This window comes from Enterococcus sp. FZMF, assembly GCF_030263915.1.
GTDB classification, from domain to species: domain Bacteria; phylum Bacillota; class Bacilli; order Lactobacillales; family Enterococcaceae; genus Enterococcus_D; species Enterococcus_D casseliflavus.
Window position 1 is genome coordinate 958162 of sequence record NZ_CP127160.1, and the last position, 17260, is coordinate 975421.

Sequence of the window (17260 nt, forward strand, 5' to 3'; positions counted from 1 at the left end):
ATTTGGTACAGTAGCAATAAAATAGAGGTAGAGGGTGAGCGTATGAAAATGAATTATTCGGGGACATCGGAACGAAGGATTTTGATTTTTAAACGGTTGATTGCTGGCGAGCACCTCAGCTATCAGCAGTTAGCAGAGGATTATTTCGTTTCCCGCAGCAGTATTGCAAAAGATATTTCTTATTTAAAAGAACTGTTTCAAAAAGAAAGCTTGCGCCTGAGATTTGATAATTCAGGTACATTTTTTGAAGGAAGTGAATCCCAGATCCATCGGGTGCTCAAACGCTTTTGCTTAATGATGCTGGATCAACCAGCGGCGTTTTCCTTGTTGGTGGAACCTGCGAAATACCAGGAAGTAAATCAGGCGTTTCGTCGAGCGTTAATGGAAAAACAAGTGGAAATGCCCGACAGCTACATCCAAAGTATCGTCCTTTCCATCGTGCTGCTGATCGAACGGGCGAGTCATGCGGAAAACTTAGTGATTGAAGAAAATCGCCAAGTGGGGAAACTGTTTTTGGAGTTCGACAAATATCCGTTAGTCTATGAGCTACTGAAAGAAATCGAAGAACAGCACATTTATCAATTTTCACCAAAAGAAGTGCAATATCTAACCTACCTGATTGTCGGTAGCGGCTTGAAATTTTTTATGAAAAGTGAAAAAGTTCCTTTCGTCTTTCGGGGAAAAGTGCGCAACTTGATTCAAAAAATCAGCGAAGGCTTAGGCACCGACTTGACCCAAGACAATCGATTGGAAGAAGATGTGACGATCCATCTGTATCAACTGCTGTTGCGGATCGAAGCGCAAACCACAGTCGTCAACCCTTTGTTAGAGGAAATCAAGCAAAACTATCCTGCCTTGTATGGCGTGGTCTGGTTCTCGCTCCATGATTTTTTGAGAGCGTATCAAGTGGGGATCTCTGATGATGAGATCGGATTTGTCACAATCCATTTTCAAGCAGCGATCGAGCGAATGCGCCGCATGAATAAAATCATTTTTGTCTGTCCCAATGGCGTCGGCACTAGCTCGTTTGTCTCTGCGAAAATTCGTCGCATTCTGCCAGAGATCGACAGTATCGAAACCGTTTCAGTTGAAAAATTAAAGCAGATGGACATCTCGGCGATCGATTTTATTATTTCAACCATCGATCTTGTCGGGATTCAAAAACCTGTGGTGCGGATCTCGCCTATGGTGACCAATCGCGACATGAAGCGGATCATGAATCACTACATCGATTTAGTCATCGATAATGAGGCGGTGGTCGATCAAAATGGTTTACTTCTTCAAGCCCAATCGATGATCCAGCCAACCGTCTTTTTCGAGCGATTTGCCAGCAAAACAGAAGCCATCAATTTTCTGATCGAACAAACCCCTTTTAGTGATGAAAAACGAAAAGCGCAGTTTCAGCAATCCGTCATTGAAAGAGAGCAGCTACAATCAACCTATTTAGATAATGGCTTTGCCATCCCTCATGGCAATCCAAATTATGTCGAAAAAACAGCCATCTCGATTTTGCTTTTGGATCAGCCAGTAGAATGGGGCAACCAAAAAGCCGACATCATTATTTTATTGATGATCCGAGAGGATGAGACGCAAAAGGTGGAACCAATGATGAAATTGATCATGCAAGGAATCGAAAACAAAGAATGGTTCCTATCAAAAATGTTGGAGGTTAAATCAGAATGAAAGTGAAGGATTCTTTGCCTGAAAAGCATATACAAACGGATGAGACAGTGACAGATTGGCGCTCAGCCGTAAAATTAGCCAGCCAGCCCTTGCTGGATGAAGCGCTGATTACGTCAGCTTACATCGAAGCGATGATTCAAAGTGTGGAAGAAAATGGTCCTTACATGGTGTTGGCGGATTACTTTGCGCTGATGCATGCCCGTCCTGGAGAAGGGGTTTTGGAACAAAGTATGAGCCTTTTAGTAACGAAACAGCCCATCGATCTTGAGGGCAAACCGGTGCGGATATTTCTTGTCTTAGCCGCCGCAGATAGTCAAAGCCATCTAGAAAGCTTGAAAGAGATCATGGCGATCTTTATGGATGAAGAAAAATACAACGTGATATTAAATGGCGATTGGGAACAAATTTGTCAATTATTCCAATAGGAGGAAAAGGATATGAAAATTTTAGCAGTATGTGGATTTGGTGTAGGAAGCTCAATGGTATTGAAGATGACGATCGACAAGGTAATCAAAGAGTTAGGGTTGACGGCAACTGCCGAGAATACTGATTTATCGACGGCAAAAGCGACACCAGCAGATGTTTATTTTACGAGTAATGAATTATTGAATGAGTTAAAAGCATCCGTGAAAGCACCCGTTTATCCAATCAAAAAGTATATGGATAAAGAAGAAGTCAAACAGCAAATGGAAAAATTTTTAGCTGAAAGAGAGGGATAATCATGAATTTTGTCACGGATTATATTTTAAAAAATCCGCCAGTCCTACTGGGGATCATTGCCATGATTGGGTTATTGGTACAAAGAAAACCTTTTGCAGAAGTCGTCAAAGGAACCTTAACAGCTTCCTTCGGGATGGTGGCATTGACGGCTGGGGTAAATATGTTGGTGGGAACGATCGCACCGATCAATGCAGCGGTTCAAACCCAATTAGGCGTTGCTGTGTCAGATGGACTCTCTGACATCACCTTTACGGCAGAATACGGCGGAACAGTTGGTTTAGCGATGTTTTTCGGACTTGTCATTCATTTATTGATTGCTCGCTTTACACCTGTGAAGACGATTTTCCTCACCGGTCACATGTTGTGGTGGTTCCCATTTGTCATCGTCGCTGGGGGCGTTGAAGGCGGACTTACCGGAATCCCATTGTTGATTTTAGGGGCGGTTCTATCTGCTTGTTACTGGTCCTTCATGCCATGGATCATGCGTAAATATGTGTGGGATGCCACAGGCGATGATTCATTCTTGATCGGTCATCCAACGGGGATCTTGTCATTGGTTTCAGGCTTTGTTGCAAAACGGGTCGGAAACAAAGAAAAATCGACGGAAGATTTGAAAGTGCCAGAAAATCTCTCGTTTTTCCGTGAAATATCGATTACTGGCGCGTTAGTGATGTTTTTGATGAATATCGTTATCGGTTTGATTGCGCCCGTATTAGTTCCTGAAGGGGGCAACTTGGTGATGTTTGCGGTTGATGCTGGCTTGAACTTCGGTGCAGGACTATTGATCATGTTGTATGGGGTACGTCTATTGATCAACCAAATCATTCCCGCCTTTCAAGGGATCGCAGAAAAAGTCGTTCCTGGAGCGAAACCAGCTTTTGATGTGCCCATCTTGTTCAACTATCGTCCAAATGCTGTAATCATCGGCTTTATCGTGGCGATGATCACCTCAACGATTTTAGTGGTCATTGCCAATACGACCAACGTCTTTGGCATTTTGATCGTTCCTTTAGTCATCACCAGCTTCTTTGAATGTGGCGGTGCTGCGGTGATCGGCGAAGGGCAAGGGGGCTTGCGAGGTGCCATTATTGGTACGATCACAGCTTCTGTCGTTATGGTAGCACTCGTTGGGATCTCTGCAGCGATGTTCTCAACGACGATTCAAAACTGGATCTTGATTTTCGGTGGGAACGATTTATCTCTATGGGGCATCCTTGGTGAATTGATCGGCAAGCTGTTTGGAGGGTTTTAAATGTTTCAATACTTTGAAAAAGCAAAAGAACTATTGTCTATTGTAGAAGAAAAAGAAGCACCAGCGATTGAGCAAGCCATTGAATTACTGACGCAAGCCAACTTGACCAAAAAAGCCATCTACATTTTTGGCGCAAGTCACGCTGGGATCTTAGCTGAAGAGATGTATTATCGAGCAGGTGGCATGATGACCATCAATGCGATCTTTGGAAGAGAACTGATGCTTGATCGCAGCCCAATCACCTTCACTAGTAAAATGGAGCGCTTAGAAGGCTACGGTAGTGCCTTGGCGGCGACCCAACCCTTTACAGCAGGTGATGTGCTGATCTTGCATTCGGTGTCTGGGCGAAACCCAGTTATCATCGATATGGCGCTTCATGCCAAAGAAAAGGGGGTCAAGATCATCGCATTAACGAATCTTACCTATTCGAAAACAGTCACCAGCCGCCATACTTCAGGCTTGCGTTTGTTTGAAACGGCGGATATCGTCATCGACAATCATGGGGAGATTGGCGATGCAGCGTGTACGATTCCTGACGTCGAACAAAAAGTCGGCCCCACATCCACCGTAGTCGGCGCAACGATCTTAAATGCGATCATCGTTGAAGTTTGCCAAAAACTAAAAGAAGCCGGTGTCGACTATCCGCCGATTTTTTATTCAGCGAACCTAGATGGCGGGGATGAATTGAACCAGTCCCTGTTTGAAAAGTACCAAGAAGCGATCCATTATCAGCTGTAAGTCAAGAGTTAGTCGTTCCTTAGCGAAGTAAGACGGTCAAAGAAACCATTCAAGACATTTTCTCCTTGCGAGAGAATGTCTTTTTTGTAGTTACTTGTTAGAAAAGGACCGGAGCATAGGGATGAAAAAGCGATTCAAGCAAAGAAGGCTTAAACTGGAATTGTGTATTTTTACTTAATAATGGTCTTTAAAAATAAAAATATATAAAATGTTAGCTAAAATATGAATAAAATACTACAAAAACGATTGTTGTTTAACTTCCCGCTCGGTATAATTAGCTTGGGAGCTACAGCAAGACAACAAATAATGAATAAAAAATCTACAAACCGTTGATTAGAAAGGAGCAGCTTATGGAGTAGGTAGAGAGGAAGATCGAAAAAAGACAACATTGTAAGAGTAACAGGTGGTGAATTCTTCCATATCTCTAACTTCCAACAATTAGCTGATTTTAACTAATGAAGAAATAATCATTTGATGGACATTTTTCATAAACTTCGAAAACCTTAGATGTAAGGAGTGAATTGAATGCAATCAGATAAACGCATAACCGCAATGAATAAGAAAGAGGCTGATAGAGCAGATCCCTTATGTATCATTCTTTGTATTTTATTTATCTATTTCACCATCTATCACTTTTTAGTTTTACCTGTAAAAGCAGCCGAAGTTTCAGATACTGATTCAATTCAGATAGAAGGCACCTTAGCCGCCATCCTTAACAGCGAAAGGAATACTAAAGAACCCACAGTTCCGCTCACTGAACCATTGCTGGAAATCGTCACAGAACTTCCTGATTCAGAATTAATGATTCCCTTTATTGAATTGATTTATGCAGTGACACCAAGTGCGGGGCAAACGCTGGAAGAAGTCTATGTCAATGTAAACGGCGAATACGATCGACATTTGTATCAAAGAGCGATAGGGGAGCCGAAGGTCACAGAGCGAACATTTGGTGAAGCTCGTCTCTTTCTTTCTACCGATGAACAGGAGAGCCGATTTGAATTGGTCGCCGTCGATAGCAGTAACAAAATGACTTATTATCCCATTGAGCATTCATTTTGGTTATCCGAAAATCCCGAACCACCGTCGCCGACTATCGCTGATGTAACGACGGAAGATTATTATGGGAAAGAAGTGACCTTTATTAATAACCGGCTCCATCTCCAATTGAACCATGAGACTTATACGCAAAAAAATGATGAAGGGTTCGAAACGATGCTTGACTTTGTTCTTGATGAATTTTCCTACTACGATATGGTACTGATTGCTGGACCAGACAGAAATGATCGAGTAGTGATCCAGTTGAAGCAAACCTCGTATGAGGAACTGGACAGACTTATTTCTGATTTGAATCTTTTCACGCGTGATGTGATTGCCAATGGGAGGAGAGAGGAAATCAATTTAGCAGCAGCTGAACATCTCCCAAAAACAGAGGAACCTGTCAATCGTTCTGTAGAATTCAAACCAGAGATGCTTAAAATCGGCTGGGTACCTGGTTTGTTTTTCCGAAGGTATCAGGACAATGTGATATTGTTCAAATTTCATGAGGAATCCGCTTTTTTAAATCCAGAGTCGTTTCCTGAAACTTATCTTAGCAAGGCACTGATAAAAGAAAAAATCGATGAAGCTGTTGCAACGATTGGCGGCGTTCGTTTAGAAGAAAATCGACCTTCCTATCCTTATGTGGAAGTAGGCGTTGCAGGAAATACCCCAAGGAATTTAGTAAAAAAAGGGCAGCAACTACTAACTGATTATCCAGAGATATTTTCGGAAGCAAATTTAATAATCAGAGAAATTCAGAAACTTCATAATGTGTCAGATGTTTATTTACCACGATGGCGTGTTATGAGCACCTTTGAAGAACGGAACTACCCTATCTGGGCAATCATCAACCCGAATGGCACAGTTTCGTCGTTAACGAGTATGGGTTGGCACGGCGTGACTGTCAGCATGGCGTTAGTGATAGGATTTGGTTCTATCGGCTTTATTGTGTTTATATTTGAACTTTTTGCTTGTCAAAGGGCAGAAAGATGGAAAAGTAATAGACAATCAGGTAAAAACTGATTCTCGTTGGCCATTCTTAAATTCTAATAGAATTCTGTTACCTCCAAAGAAGAAAGGAGCAAAGTGAATGCAAGTCGCTGCGCAAATAAATTCAACCGAAGAGAAATTTTTTGAAAATATCTTTCCCATCTATAAAATCTTTAGTCTGTGTTTCTTTGCTCTTGCCATCTATCATATGACCAGTTGGCAAGTATTAGCAGCCGAAGGACCAACCGACCAGTCCCAAGGCGTCATAGCCGACATCCTCAACAGCGAAAGGATTACCCCAGAACCTACAGAGCCGCTCACTGAACCATTGTTGGAAATCGTCACGGAACTTCCCAATTCAGAACTAATGGTTCCCTTTTTTGAATTGATTTATGCAGTGACACCAAGTGAGGGGGAAATGCTGAAAGAAGTCTATGTCAATGTGAACGGTGAATATGATCGGCATTTGTATCAAAGAGCGATAGGAGAGCCAAAGTTCACGGAGCGAACATTTGGTGAGGCGAGGCTTTTTCTTTCTAGTGACCAACAGGAAAGTAAATTTGAATTGGTCGCCGTCGATAGTAGTAACAAAAGGACTTATTATCCCATAGAGCAGTCATTTTGGTTATCCGAAAATCCCGAACCACCGTCGCCGACTATCGCTGATGTAACGACGGAAGAGTATTCCGGTGAAGAAGTGACCTTCATTAACAATCGGCTCCATTTTCAACTGGATAGGGAGCGCTTTAATCAAGAATTCGGGTCAAACCATGAAACGGTTTTAGACAAATTGCTTTATGAACTTTCATATTTTGGTGGTGAACTTCTATCCGGTCCAGATAAAAATGATTTTGCAACAATTCGTTTGAAGGGAACTTCTTATGAAGAGCTTGAAAGGATTATACAGAAGTCAATCTCAGAATCCTATGGATTTATCGCTGATGGAAAGATCCAAGAGATAGCTTTAGCCACATCAGACTTATTGCCTAGTGAGGAAGAATCTGTCAACCGCTCCTTTGAGTTAAAACCTGAAATGGTGCGAGTTGGTTTTGTTCCTGGATTGTTTTTGAGAAGGTACCAAAACAATGTGTTGAGCTTTCAATTGCATGAAGAAACATCTTTTTTGAATGCTGAAACGTTTCCAGAGACTTACCTTAGTAAAAAACTGATTGAAAACAAGATTGATGAAACAATTACAGCAATAGATGGGATTCGCTTGGAAAGAAATCCTTCTAGTTATTCTCTTTTCCGAGTAAAGGTTGCTGATGGGACACCTAGAGAATTGATAAAAAAAGCCCAAAAACTATTGGCAGAGCACCCCAACATTTTTGCAGAAGCACGTTTAGCTGTATTGGCAGACATAAAAACACCACGTTATGACACAACTCCTGAATACGAAAGAAAACCTCTTGATAGGCGATTAAATCACTTAGAACAACAAATATACCAATTTTGGGGAAGGATTAATGAAAATGGCACAGTTTCTTCAATGGCAGATATGGGCTTAAGAGGGCTGCCGACTATCGTGAAACTACTAGGAGGTGCCGGTCTATTTTGTGGCATTCTGAGTTTCGCCATCTTCATTTACCGAAAAAGACCTCCTCGCAAGAAACACGAGTTTTGGGGGTAACGTTCACTGATGGGCATGTGGAAAGTCCTTTCAAGCTGAAGGAAAACAGGGAAACGTTGTTGTCTTTAAGTGTCGAAACAGTGAAGGACAACCTTCTTTCGAGAAACCGACATTCGATTAAAAGCTGTGATGAACGCATAGCTGACGCTTGTCACCTTTAAGAAAATCGAAGTGCTAGCAAGGGAATTTCTGCCAAAAAGAATATTTTGATCGTACGACTTTGATCCACGCAAAGCTAACCACTGGAGCCTTGGTTACATAAAAACCTCTCAAAAGCAGCTGGTCGCTGATTTTTGAGAGGTTCTGTCTGCCAAGAGATAGCTATGGTGTTTTTTTCAGTTGAAATTGTTTATTCAAATTCTTCATACTCATTTGGGTCTTGACCATCGATGCGGCCGTCTGCTTTGTTTAACTGATTGATTTGATTGATTTCATCTTCAGTAAGTTCAAAGTCGAAGATCGCAAGATTTTCTCGTTGATGGGCGAGGTTTCTTGATTTTGGAAGGGGCAAAATGCCACGATCCACATGCCAGCGCAAGATGATTTGACCAGCTGATTTTTGGTATTTTTCAGCTAATTCAGTGATCAGTGGTTCTTTCAGGGCATCGCTGCCACGACCTAATGGGCTCCAAGCTTCCGTTACGATGCCGCGTTTTTTGTTTTCTGCGACCATTCGTTCTTGGACCCAGTAAGGATGGATCTCAATTTGATTTAGTGCAGGAGCCACACCAGTTGCTTCAATGATGGCATCCAAATGTTCTGGTTCAAAATTGGAAACGCCGATGGAACGGATCAAGCCTAATTTTTGGGCGGTCACTAAGGCTTGCCAAGCTTCGACATATTTGCCGCGTTTTGGTAATGGCCAGTGGATCAAAAAGGCATCGAAGTAGTCGAGTCCCATGCGAGCAAGGGATTCTTGAATGCTGGTTAGGGCATCATCATAGCCATGGTATTTTCCTGGTAATTTTGAGGTGATATAAAATTCTGAACGTGGGATACCCGAGCGACGGATCGCTTTGCCGACAATGCCTTCATTGTCATAATTGGTTGAAGAATCGATGAAGCGATACCCGTCGGCGATCGCTGCTTGCAGCTGGCTCAATCCTTCGCCACCTCGGATCTGATAGGTACCGATGCCCACTGCGGGGCGTAAATTGCCGTCGTTTAATGTCAGTAAAGGTGCTTTCATAAAATGATTCCTCCTTTTCTTCTCTACATTCTACTCTAACGCTTTTTTGACAGGAACGTAACCAACTTGCTCAAACAGACAAAGAAAAAAGAGCAACGGTTTCTGTTTCAGAAACAATTGCTCTTTTTGATCAAGTTATTTTTTAGGTGGTGTGCCATACATCTTAGGTGTGACTTGATCGAGTTTTGGCGCTTCTCCTTCGACTTTTGGTTCAGCTAACCATTGATACTCGCCTTCACCGTCGAGGGCTTTGCCTTTTGCCCAAGGACCTTCTTTGCTTTGATCGCCTTCTGAGAAGTTATAGAAATCATAAGCGATGTCTAAGCGTTCGTTTTTGCGATCAAAAGTACTTGGCACTAAAATCGTTCCTTCATTTTCTTCCAGTTCTTTGACAGCAGCTGCCCATTGATTTTGGTGGTAGCTATCACGTGCTAATAAGACCGAAAGTAAATCTTTGACCCCACGGTCATCGATCATTTCATAAATGCGTGCTACTTGCAGACGACCTTGTGATTCCGCATTTAAGTTGGCACGGAAATCAGCAAGTAAGTTGCCACTAGCAATGATATACGCACCTGACCATGGATTGCCAACGCTATCAGCAGGACGTGGTCCTAAGCCTGCAACGATGGCATGTTGCGGATTCATTCCAGAAATGATCGCACCGATCGTTGGGTCTTTTTTCATGGCCGCTTCTTGATCTTCCACAGGCGCACCTTCCAGTAGACGTGCAACCATCGTTGCTAACATTTCAACGTGTCCAAGCTCTTCAGTAGCGATATCCATCAACATGTCTTTGTATTTTTCTTCCCCACGGCAGCTCCATCCTTGGAATAAGTATTGCATGGCAACACTCATCTCTCCATATTGTCCACCGATTAATTCTTGAAGGTATTTCGCAACTAACGGATTTGGTTTTTCTGGCTTAGCTTCAAACTGTAATTCTTTCTGATGACGAAACATACGATTCCTCCTAAAATTTTTTATTGGGCCCATAAAAAGTTTCTCATGAATCGAAAGGTTCGTCTAATAAAACGCACTTTGCCAAAATGAAAAAAGCATCGAAAAGAAAAGCCATTTATTTTGACAAAAAGCCTGAAGCGTTAGATAGTTAAATTAAGAGAGAATTAGAAAAGGAGCGAGTCACCATGTTTCAGTATTACAAAATGGAAGACCGAAAAATAAGGAAATCTTCGGAGGAGGATTACAATTGGCTAGTGGTTTCTGGCACAGATCCAGAGGAACAACGACACTTGTTAGATAAGTATCAACTGCCTGAAGATATTTTTATTGGCGCCAATGAACCGGAAGAAGTGTCACGTTTGGAATACTTGCGCAACACCAAGTTAAATCATCCGATTCTCTATACTTTGATCGATTTGTCGGAAGTGACACAAGATCGGATCGAAGACCGTCTTGAGCCTGTGACTTTTATCTACACCAAGGATTTGTTGATCACCTACGTATCTGAACAATCCAATCTGATCAAACGATTGATCGAAAAGCATGAGCAAGATATCCAGCGGTATGAAGATATTGTTGCTTATGCCACGTTGATGATCTACACCCATTACATCAAAGGTTTGCAGGAGATGAAGAAGCAAATCGATGATTTGGATCAAGCAGCCCGTAAAACGACGGAAAACAAGGAATTGTTTAACTTAGCCGATACCGAGCGAGATATGGTCTATCTTGATCACACCTTGCGGGACCAAAACCATACTGTCGATCGATTGATGGATCGCAAAGAATTTTTGGATCGTTTGGATAATGAAGCACTCGTTTATGACATCAAGCTGCGGCAGAAATTTGCCATGAAAATGGTCACCATCTATCGCGACTTGTTAGAAACCATCGGTGGCTTGTTCTCCGATATGATGGACAACAATCTAAACCATCTGATGAAATACTTAGATTCTGCGGCATTAGTGGTGGCAGTGCCGTCCTTGATCGCGGGGCTATGGGGGATCAACACCGGGGGACTGCCAGGAAAAGACAATGCGATCGGTACGATTGTCGTCTTTGGCTTGGCTATTTTAGTCGGCATTTTAACTGCCGTCTACTTGTCACGAAAAGACTTTTCAAAATAAAAAGCGCCGCTGCTCTGTGGCACCGTTCATCCATAAAAGGAGAAAGGTGCGACGAAGCAGTAGGCACTTTTTTTATTTTAGTCCGCTGTCTAAATTGCTGTCGAGAATCCAGCGCTGAAAGGCGAGGAAGACCAGCAGCAAAGGCAAAATGGAAATTACCGAGGCAGCGATCAAAATCGTCCAATTGATATTTTCCGCGCCCACCAAGCTGCGGATCGCCACTTGCAAGGTATATTTTTTCGGATCATTCAAGACGATCAAGGGCCAGATATAATCATTCCACCGCCACTGGAAGGAAAAGATCCCCAGTGTCATAATGATTGGTCGGGCAATCGGCAGCATGATTTTCAAAAAGATCATCCCATCCGAAGCGCCATCGATACGGGCTGATTCAATCAGATCGTCAGGAACGGAGACGAAAAAGGTCCGAAACATAAAGATACCTGTTGCTGTATTGATGGAAGGGATGATGATCCCCAATAAGTTATCATATAAGCCTAGTGAACGAATGACAGAAAACGTTGGGTTCATGATAACTTCCGTCGGCAGCATGGTGGTGGCGATGATACAGATGAAGAAAAAACGCAGCCATTTCGCATCATATTTTGCAAAGGCATAGCCACAGGCGGCGCTGACTAGGATCGTCAATAAAGTGGTGACCACCGCTGAAATCAACGTATTATTGAAGTAACGAAAGAAATCCAATGTTGTCCAAGCATCAATAAAGTTTTGAATGGTTGGATTTTCAGGAATGATTTTCAAGGGATAAGCAAATAGTTCGGTCCCTGGTTTAAAGGCACTCAATAAGAACCAAAGCAGTGGAAAAAGGTACAGCAGGGAAGTGATGATCAGTGCCAACGTTAAAAAAAACATCGCTGACTTTCTTGTGACCGGTCGTTTGGTTTTGATGGTCTTAGATGTCATTCTTGCCGCCTCCAATCTTCATTTGTGCTAAGCCTAACAGTAAAAGAATCACGAAAAGTACCATGGAGGCAGCACTGGCATAGCCGACCCGCATTTTGTCAAACCCAGTCGTATAGATATATTGCACGATCAACATGTTGTCGGTTCCTGGACCACCATTGGTCAGCGATTGCACGAGGGCGAACTCTTTCATAGCGCCGATCGAAGCCAATAAGATGACCATAAAGGAAGTCGGCCGCAGCATAGGCAAGGTGATGTAGCGTAATTTGTGCCCAAAGCTGGCGCCGTCGATCTCGGCAGCTTCATACAATGAGCGAGGGATATTTTTCAAAGCTGCAGTAAATTGCAGCATGTTAAAGGCAGTCCCGCCCCAGATGGCAGCCAAAATAATGACAGAAAAAGCAGCATTCGAGTCGGTAAACCACGGGACAGTTTGTTGTCCCGCTTGCTCTAGAATAAAGTTGATAAAGCCAAAGTTTTCACCAAACAGCCATTTCCAGATAACCCCAGCGATGATCCCAGAGATGGTCCATGGTAAGAAAAAAATGATCTTTGCGAAAAATTTGCCTTTCGCCAGCTGACTGTTCAACATCAAAGCGACGGCGAGAGAAACGACATAGATACTTGGGACCAGAATGATCACATAACGAAATGTACGAAATAGTGCTTTATAGAAGCTGGCGTCTTGAAACAATTCTTGATAATTCGCCAAGCCGATAAAATTGGCTGTCGCAAAGCCTTTATAGTCGGTTAACGAGTAATAAAGTCCTAAGAGTGCTGGAATCAAAAAGAAGATAATGAACAAAATGATGCTTGCGCCAGTGAATAGCAACGGCCATTTGTTTTTTTGTAAAGTACTCACAGAAAATTCCTCCTCCGACGATCGTATCAGCAACAAAGAACCCGCAGTCTGCAAAAAGCCAGACTATGGGTTCTTTGTGGTTGAACGTCTGTTTATTTCTTCAAAAACCCATCATTGTAATCTTTGATCGTCTTGTCGATTGCCTCATCTAATGTAATTTCATCATTTAATACTTGCACGATGGCATCACGGTAAGCCCCTGTCAATCCAGTGTAGCCTTTCATACTCATCGTCACTTGATCGGTAGTTTGCTTGCTGCTGATTGGTTGAGCAGCAGCTGCGATCTCTTGGTTGTAGATTTCATAAGCATCCTGGCCTTGTTCATAGTCGACCGTCAAATCTTCCACCGCAGGTAAGTAGCCAGCATAGGTACAAAGCTGTTTGTAATTTTCTTCTTCGTACAACCATTTGATGAATTTTTCGCCTTCTTCACTGTTTTTACTATTGTTGAAGCCAGTAATGAAGTTGCCGCCCATATTGACCGCGCGGGTCTCTTCATAAGGAGAATAGGTGGATTGCCAGTTAAAGTTGCTGATGTTGGTAGAAAAATCAACGATCTGCCAGCTGCCAGAAAAGTAAGCTGGAACACGGCCGCTCTTGAACATAGCAGAAGCATCTTCTCCAGAGGTCCAAACCGATTTTGGCATCACTTCCTCATTGTTCAAATCAACAAATTTTTGCAAAGCCGCTTTCGTAGCATCATCGGTCGTATAAGAATCACCGCTGTCATCTAAAAAGAAATCTTGTCCTCCGTATTGATAGGTGAAAGCCCGTAAACGGTGATCCGACGCGTCCATGACCATGCCGTATTTGGCATCGGTTTTTTCAACGACTTCATTGATCGCAGTTAAAAATTCATCCCAAGTCCAAATGTCCTCTTCCGAAGTGGGGTAGGTCACACCAGCTTCGTCAAACAAATCCGTATTGATAAACAACCCAGTGGCAGTGACATCAGAAGGGAGTGCTTTGACGACATCTGCTTCATCTTTGATCGTCATCGATTCCAATGTTTTTGCCTCACTGGCGATGTCTGATAGATCCATCAGATAGTCATTCCAGTCAGGTTGAACAGTAGAAACCCTTACGACTTCTGGCGCATCATCCGCTTGAACAGCTTTGGTGATTTTTGTCAGCAAGTCTGCATAAGGCACGTCGGTGACTTCGACAGTCACACCAGTTTCTTCCTTGTATTTTTCCGCCATTTTCGAATAAGCGCCGCCTTCACTGGTATCTCCAGAAACGAACATACGAATCTGCTTGTTCTCGCTGGCACTGTCACCACTGCCGCAGCCAGCGACCCCTAACATCACTGCCGCCAAAGACAAAACTGAGTACCCTATTTTTTTGTTCATTTTGTTCCTCTCCTTTATTGAATGATTTTTGTTCAAAAAAACGTTTCCAATCGAAAACGATCGAAACGTCCCCCAATGAAAAATAGCTGATGTACTGAAAAGATAGCAGTCCTAGGACTGATCGAGGAGTGAAAAGTGCCAATTATCTGACAAAATAAGAGTGGTTCTCCCTCAGTTTAGCGGATAAGATGCAAAATACAAAATAAAACGATTTCAAAAAATGCACCAATACTAAAAAAAACGAATTAAAGCTCTTACAACGATAATTAAGAAGTGCTGATAAACGTTAACATAACAAGGTTTGAAAATTATTTTTGCAAATTGAGTGCAAATCTTTTGTCTAAAACGGGGATTAAGCGTAACATAATATGTGTAATAACTACTTAAAAGAAAGAAGGAGAAAAATATGCATTGGTTATGGGTATTAATCGTAGGAGCTATTATCGGTTTGATCGCCGGAGCTATCACAAATAAAGGTGGATCAATGGGTTGGATCGCCAACATCGTTGCAGGTTTAGTAGGTTCAGCTATTGGACAAGCGATCTTAGGTTCTTGGGGTCCATCACTTGCTGGAATGGCAATCGTCCCATCAATTATTGGTGCGGTTATTGTAGTTGCTGTTGTTTCATTCTTCTTAGGACGTTCAAACGGCTAGTCCATTCAGCAATTGTTTTCATTCATTTATTTCGGGTAGGAACTACCTTGAATAGACAGGCAAATCCAGAGTTTCTGGGTTTGCCTTTTTTGTTTTTTAAAAGGATGCATAAGCAATCCCTTTGTCAGATTAGAAAATTGTCGTTACACTTGAAGTAGGTCAAAAAAAGAAAGGAAGAGGTTCAATGAAAAAGCAATATGAAACAGCGATGATCAATCGAGGCGGACGTGTCGGAGAGGTCGAAGCACCAAACGGTAGTTTTCACCTGAAAATCGACAAGCCAGGTCTTCATAGTGAAGGGACCAATCCAGAGCAATTATTTGCCGCAGGCTATGCTTCATGCTTCAACGGTGCCGTACAGCATATGCTGAAAGAGCATAACATCGAATCCGAATCCGAAGTTAAAGCAAGAGTGTCTTTGTATCAGCATGAGGACGGCAGTTACCAAATCGGCGTGATTTTAGAGGTATCGTTACCAGGCGTTGAAAAAGCCGAGGCAGAGAAAATCGCAGAAGAAGCCCACGATTTTTGTCCGTATTCTCGTGCCACTCGCGGCAACATTGATGTCGAAGTTCAAGTAGTCTAAGCAGTATTACGAATAGACAAACAATAAGCGGTTGGTAAATCAGCCGACAAGAGGGAATTCATCAAGGAGGCCAATCAATGAGACAAACAGAGAGCTTGCTGCTTTTGGGCGTGTTTGTGGTTGGCCTTTTTGTGGTGTACTGGCTAAAAAAGCACCGACAGGCGCGCCACAACCAAGCACTGGCAGCTCAACTGAAGCGTTATCCCAGCGTGCGGCAAGCGTGGCTGGCAGCCGGGGCAAACAGGGAAGCAGTCCTTTTGGTTCCAGGTTTAAAAGAAGCCACTGCCGCAGTGGCAACGACGGCAACGGCGAAAGCAGAAACGAGGCTGCACAAGCATGCGGATCAGTGTGAAGCAATGACCCCGCAAGGGTTGGCCGTTTCAGAGGACTATTTGTTCCTCTCAGCGTATTGTTCGCAGCAGGAACATCACTCACAGCTTTATATAATAGAAAGAACGAGCGGGCGGCATCTGAAAACGGTGGTTCTGCCAAAACGCCCCCATGTCGGTGGGCTAGTCTTTGATCGAGCAACGCAAATGCTGTGGCTAACCATTACAGGGAAAGGAATGGGGCGCGTGGCGTGTGTTTCTCTACAAGCACTGCTGGAAGATGATTCCTTGGCAACCAATCAGCCTATCGCTTATCAGCAAATCATCGAATTGGTAGGCATCACTCACAGCTCCTATTTGGCAGCCGATAGCGGTGAACTTGTCTCAGGGACCTTTGCCTTGAAACAAGGGGGCGTGGTGGCGAATTATCCGCTGCCTGTTCTTTCAGCCAGCGGTCGCAAAACGCCTCCTCGCATCAAGCCGCGTAAGAGAAGGGTCACCACCACGAAAGTCCAAAGTATCGCCTTTACCACGGAATACATGTTGCTGGCACGTTCCTTTGGACCCGGGTCGGCGGAGTTATGGGTCTTTTCAAAGGATGCAACGGTGCTGACCCGCAAACATGCGTTGCGGCGCATCAAGTTTCCCCATTACCTTGAACAGATCGTGGTAGAAAAAGGACAGCTGTACTGCTTGTTTGAAAGTGGGGCATGGGCGTATCGGCAAAAAGGCGGCAGCATCGATGAAGTCGTAGTATTGGATCTTGCGACCTTGCTCCAGTAAAAGCACTGCTTAAAAAGAAAAAAGACCAGCCTCTTAAGAAGCTGGTCGTAAGTGCAGTGATTAGTCCACGATTGCTCGTTGGATATCTAAGACGGTGCCTGTATGAGCATCTGCCAAAAATTCATAGGTGACAAGCTGCCCGTCTTCGGTGCGGGTGATGCCGCCAGTATAACCTTGGGAAGTGATCGCAAATTTGCGCAAAGGTTGTTTTTCGAAATTGATCCAAGAACCTTCGATCGGTCCTTCTTTGATAAATGCTGCTTTTATATTGTCTAAGACATCATCGGCATTCATGGCTTGCCTTTTCTTCAACCAGATCGTTGAAAAAATCCCTCCTGCAAAGCCAAGACCTAAACCGATGGTCAGTCCATTTTTAAAATAATGCAATGGATGCTCATTCTCCATCTAATGTCCCTCCTAAAGTAAGTTTTCCCGAATG

17 protein-coding genes are annotated in these 17260 nt (G+C 43.2%); 11 read left to right on the forward strand and 6 right to left on the reverse strand.

Annotation, left to right across the window (positions count from 1 at the left end):
* Window positions 1-42: 42 nt before the first annotated feature.
* The 7 genes from QN079_RS04630 to QN079_RS04660 all read left to right on the forward strand — a co-directional run bounded on the left by QN079_RS04630 (window position 43) and on the right by QN079_RS04660 (window position 8051).
* Window positions 43-1683 carry a BglG family transcription antiterminator gene (locus QN079_RS04630; RefSeq protein WP_289230464.1) on the forward strand — a complete coding sequence of 547 codons (1641 nt, stop codon included), beginning with the start codon at window positions 43-45 and terminating at the stop codon, window positions 1681-1683.
* Window positions 1680-2108 carry a PTS sugar transporter subunit IIA gene (locus QN079_RS04635; RefSeq protein WP_010747707.1) on the forward strand — a complete coding sequence of 143 codons (429 nt, stop codon included), beginning with the start codon at window positions 1680-1682 and terminating at the stop codon, window positions 2106-2108. Before QN079_RS04630 ends, QN079_RS04635 begins: the two co-directional genes overlap by 4 nt.
* Before the next feature lie 12 nt (window positions 2109-2120).
* Window positions 2121-2402 carry a PTS sugar transporter subunit IIB gene (locus QN079_RS04640; protein ID WP_005225413.1) on the forward strand — a complete coding sequence of 94 codons (282 nt, stop codon included), beginning with the start codon at window positions 2121-2123 and terminating at the stop codon, window positions 2400-2402.
* A 2-nt stretch (window positions 2403-2404) separates the two neighbouring features.
* Entirely contained in the window at window positions 2405-3655 is a 1251-nt protein-coding gene (gene ulaA, locus QN079_RS04645; protein WP_060791761.1) for a PTS ascorbate transporter subunit IIC, read from the forward strand.
* Complete coding sequence (locus QN079_RS04650) at window positions 3656-4393, forward strand: SIS domain-containing protein (protein WP_005225415.1); 738 nt, start codon at window positions 3656-3658, stop codon at window positions 4391-4393.
* Between the two features lie 525 nt (window positions 4394-4918).
* Complete coding sequence (locus QN079_RS04655; protein ID WP_289230465.1) at window positions 4919-6454, forward strand: hypothetical protein; 1536 nt, start codon at window positions 4919-4921, stop codon at window positions 6452-6454.
* A 67-nt stretch (window positions 6455-6521) separates the two neighbouring features.
* Entirely contained in the window at window positions 6522-8051 is a 1530-nt protein-coding gene (locus QN079_RS04660; RefSeq protein ID WP_213337162.1) for a hypothetical protein, read from the forward strand.
* A 349-nt stretch (window positions 8052-8400) separates the two neighbouring features.
* Here QN079_RS04660 and QN079_RS04665 read toward each other — a convergent pair whose 3' ends face one another.
* Both QN079_RS04665 and QN079_RS04670 read right to left on the reverse strand, forming a co-directional pair.
* The gene (locus QN079_RS04665) at window positions 8401-9240 is read right to left on the reverse strand and encodes an aldo/keto reductase (protein ID WP_289230466.1); all 840 of its coding nucleotides are present in this window, start codon (window positions 9238-9240) and stop codon (window positions 8401-8403) included.
* A gap of 135 nt (window positions 9241-9375) precedes the next feature.
* A complete protein-coding gene (locus QN079_RS04670) occupies window positions 9376-10203 on the reverse strand; it encodes a manganese catalase (protein WP_015509233.1) in 828 nt (275 codons plus the stop codon).
* A gap of 185 nt (window positions 10204-10388) precedes the next feature.
* Here QN079_RS04670 and QN079_RS04675 point away from each other — a divergent pair, with 185 nt between their 5' ends.
* A complete protein-coding gene (locus QN079_RS04675) occupies window positions 10389-11330 on the forward strand; it encodes a magnesium transporter CorA family protein (protein WP_060791764.1) in 942 nt (313 codons plus the stop codon).
* A gap of 72 nt (window positions 11331-11402) precedes the next feature.
* Here the strand turns inward: QN079_RS04675 and QN079_RS04680 are convergent, their stop codons facing one another.
* From QN079_RS04680 to QN079_RS04690, 3 genes are all read right to left on the reverse strand, one after another.
* Complete coding sequence (locus QN079_RS04680; RefSeq protein WP_010747711.1) at window positions 11403-12254, reverse strand: carbohydrate ABC transporter permease; 852 nt, start codon at window positions 12252-12254, stop codon at window positions 11403-11405.
* Entirely contained in the window at window positions 12244-13116 is an 873-nt protein-coding gene (locus tag QN079_RS04685) for a carbohydrate ABC transporter permease (protein WP_010747712.1), read from the reverse strand. Before QN079_RS04685 ends, QN079_RS04680 begins: the two co-directional genes overlap by 11 nt.
* Window positions 13117-13208: 92 nt before the next feature.
* Window positions 13209-14468: an ABC transporter substrate-binding protein gene (locus QN079_RS04690; protein ID WP_118214780.1), complete on the reverse strand. Its 1260-nt coding sequence runs from the start codon at window positions 14466-14468 to the stop codon at window positions 13209-13211.
* 406 nt (window positions 14469-14874) lie between these two features.
* Between QN079_RS04690 and QN079_RS04695 the strand changes: the two genes are divergently transcribed.
* The 3 genes from QN079_RS04695 (at window position 14875) to QN079_RS04705 (ending at window position 16821) form a co-directional block, all read left to right on the forward strand.
* Complete coding sequence (locus QN079_RS04695) at window positions 14875-15123, forward strand: GlsB/YeaQ/YmgE family stress response membrane protein (protein WP_005225422.1); 249 nt, start codon at window positions 14875-14877, stop codon at window positions 15121-15123.
* 184 nt (window positions 15124-15307) lie between these two features.
* Complete coding sequence (locus QN079_RS04700; RefSeq protein ID WP_005225423.1) at window positions 15308-15709, forward strand: Ohr family peroxiredoxin; 402 nt, start codon at window positions 15308-15310, stop codon at window positions 15707-15709.
* Window positions 15710-15786: 77 nt separating this feature from the next.
* The gene (locus tag QN079_RS04705; protein ID WP_289230467.1) at window positions 15787-16821 is read left to right on the forward strand and encodes a hypothetical protein; all 1035 of its coding nucleotides are present in this window, start codon (window positions 15787-15789) and stop codon (window positions 16819-16821) included.
* A gap of 60 nt (window positions 16822-16881) precedes the next feature.
* On the opposite strand, the gene QN079_RS04710 is transcribed toward QN079_RS04705, so the two are convergent.
* Window positions 16882-17226 (reverse strand): peptidase, encoded by a 345-nt coding sequence (locus tag QN079_RS04710; protein ID WP_005225425.1) that lies wholly within the window; start codon window positions 17224-17226, stop codon window positions 16882-16884.
* Window positions 17227-17260 lie beyond the last annotated feature (34 nt).

Coding starts and splice junctions, on each gene's coding strand:
- QN079_RS04630 (WP_289230464.1), top strand. CDS start 43: ATGAAAATGAATTATTCGGGGACATCGGAACGAAGGATTTTGATTTTT.
- QN079_RS04635 (WP_010747707.1), top strand. CDS start 1,680: ATGAAAGTGAAGGATTCTTTGCCTGAAAAGCATATACAAACGGATGAG.
- QN079_RS04640 (WP_005225413.1), top strand. CDS start 2,121: ATGAAAATTTTAGCAGTATGTGGATTTGGTGTAGGAAGCTCAATGGTA.
- ulaA (WP_060791761.1), top strand. CDS start 2,405: ATGAATTTTGTCACGGATTATATTTTAAAAAATCCGCCAGTCCTACTG.
- QN079_RS04650 (WP_005225415.1), top strand. CDS start 3,656: ATGTTTCAATACTTTGAAAAAGCAAAAGAACTATTGTCTATTGTAGAA.
- QN079_RS04655 (WP_289230465.1), top strand. CDS start 4,919: ATGCAATCAGATAAACGCATAACCGCAATGAATAAGAAAGAGGCTGAT.
- QN079_RS04660 (WP_213337162.1), top strand. CDS start 6,522: ATGCAAGTCGCTGCGCAAATAAATTCAACCGAAGAGAAATTTTTTGAA.
- QN079_RS04665 (WP_289230466.1), bottom strand. CDS start 9,240: ATGAAAGCACCTTTACTGACATTAAACGACGGCAATTTACGCCCCGCA.
- QN079_RS04670 (WP_015509233.1), bottom strand. CDS start 10,203: ATGTTTCGTCATCAGAAAGAATTACAGTTTGAAGCTAAGCCAGAAAAA.
- QN079_RS04675 (WP_060791764.1), top strand. CDS start 10,389: ATGTTTCAGTATTACAAAATGGAAGACCGAAAAATAAGGAAATCTTCG.
- QN079_RS04680 (WP_010747711.1), bottom strand. CDS start 12,254: ATGACATCTAAGACCATCAAAACCAAACGACCGGTCACAAGAAAGTCA.
- QN079_RS04690 (WP_118214780.1), bottom strand. CDS start 14,468: ATGAACAAAAAAATAGGGTACTCAGTTTTGTCTTTGGCGGCAGTGATG.
- QN079_RS04695 (WP_005225422.1), top strand. CDS start 14,875: ATGCATTGGTTATGGGTATTAATCGTAGGAGCTATTATCGGTTTGATC.
- QN079_RS04700 (WP_005225423.1), top strand. CDS start 15,308: ATGAAAAAGCAATATGAAACAGCGATGATCAATCGAGGCGGACGTGTC.
- QN079_RS04705 (WP_289230467.1), top strand. CDS start 15,787: ATGAGACAAACAGAGAGCTTGCTGCTTTTGGGCGTGTTTGTGGTTGGC.
- QN079_RS04710 (WP_005225425.1), bottom strand. CDS start 17,226: ATGGAGAATGAGCATCCATTGCATTATTTTAAAAATGGACTGACCATC.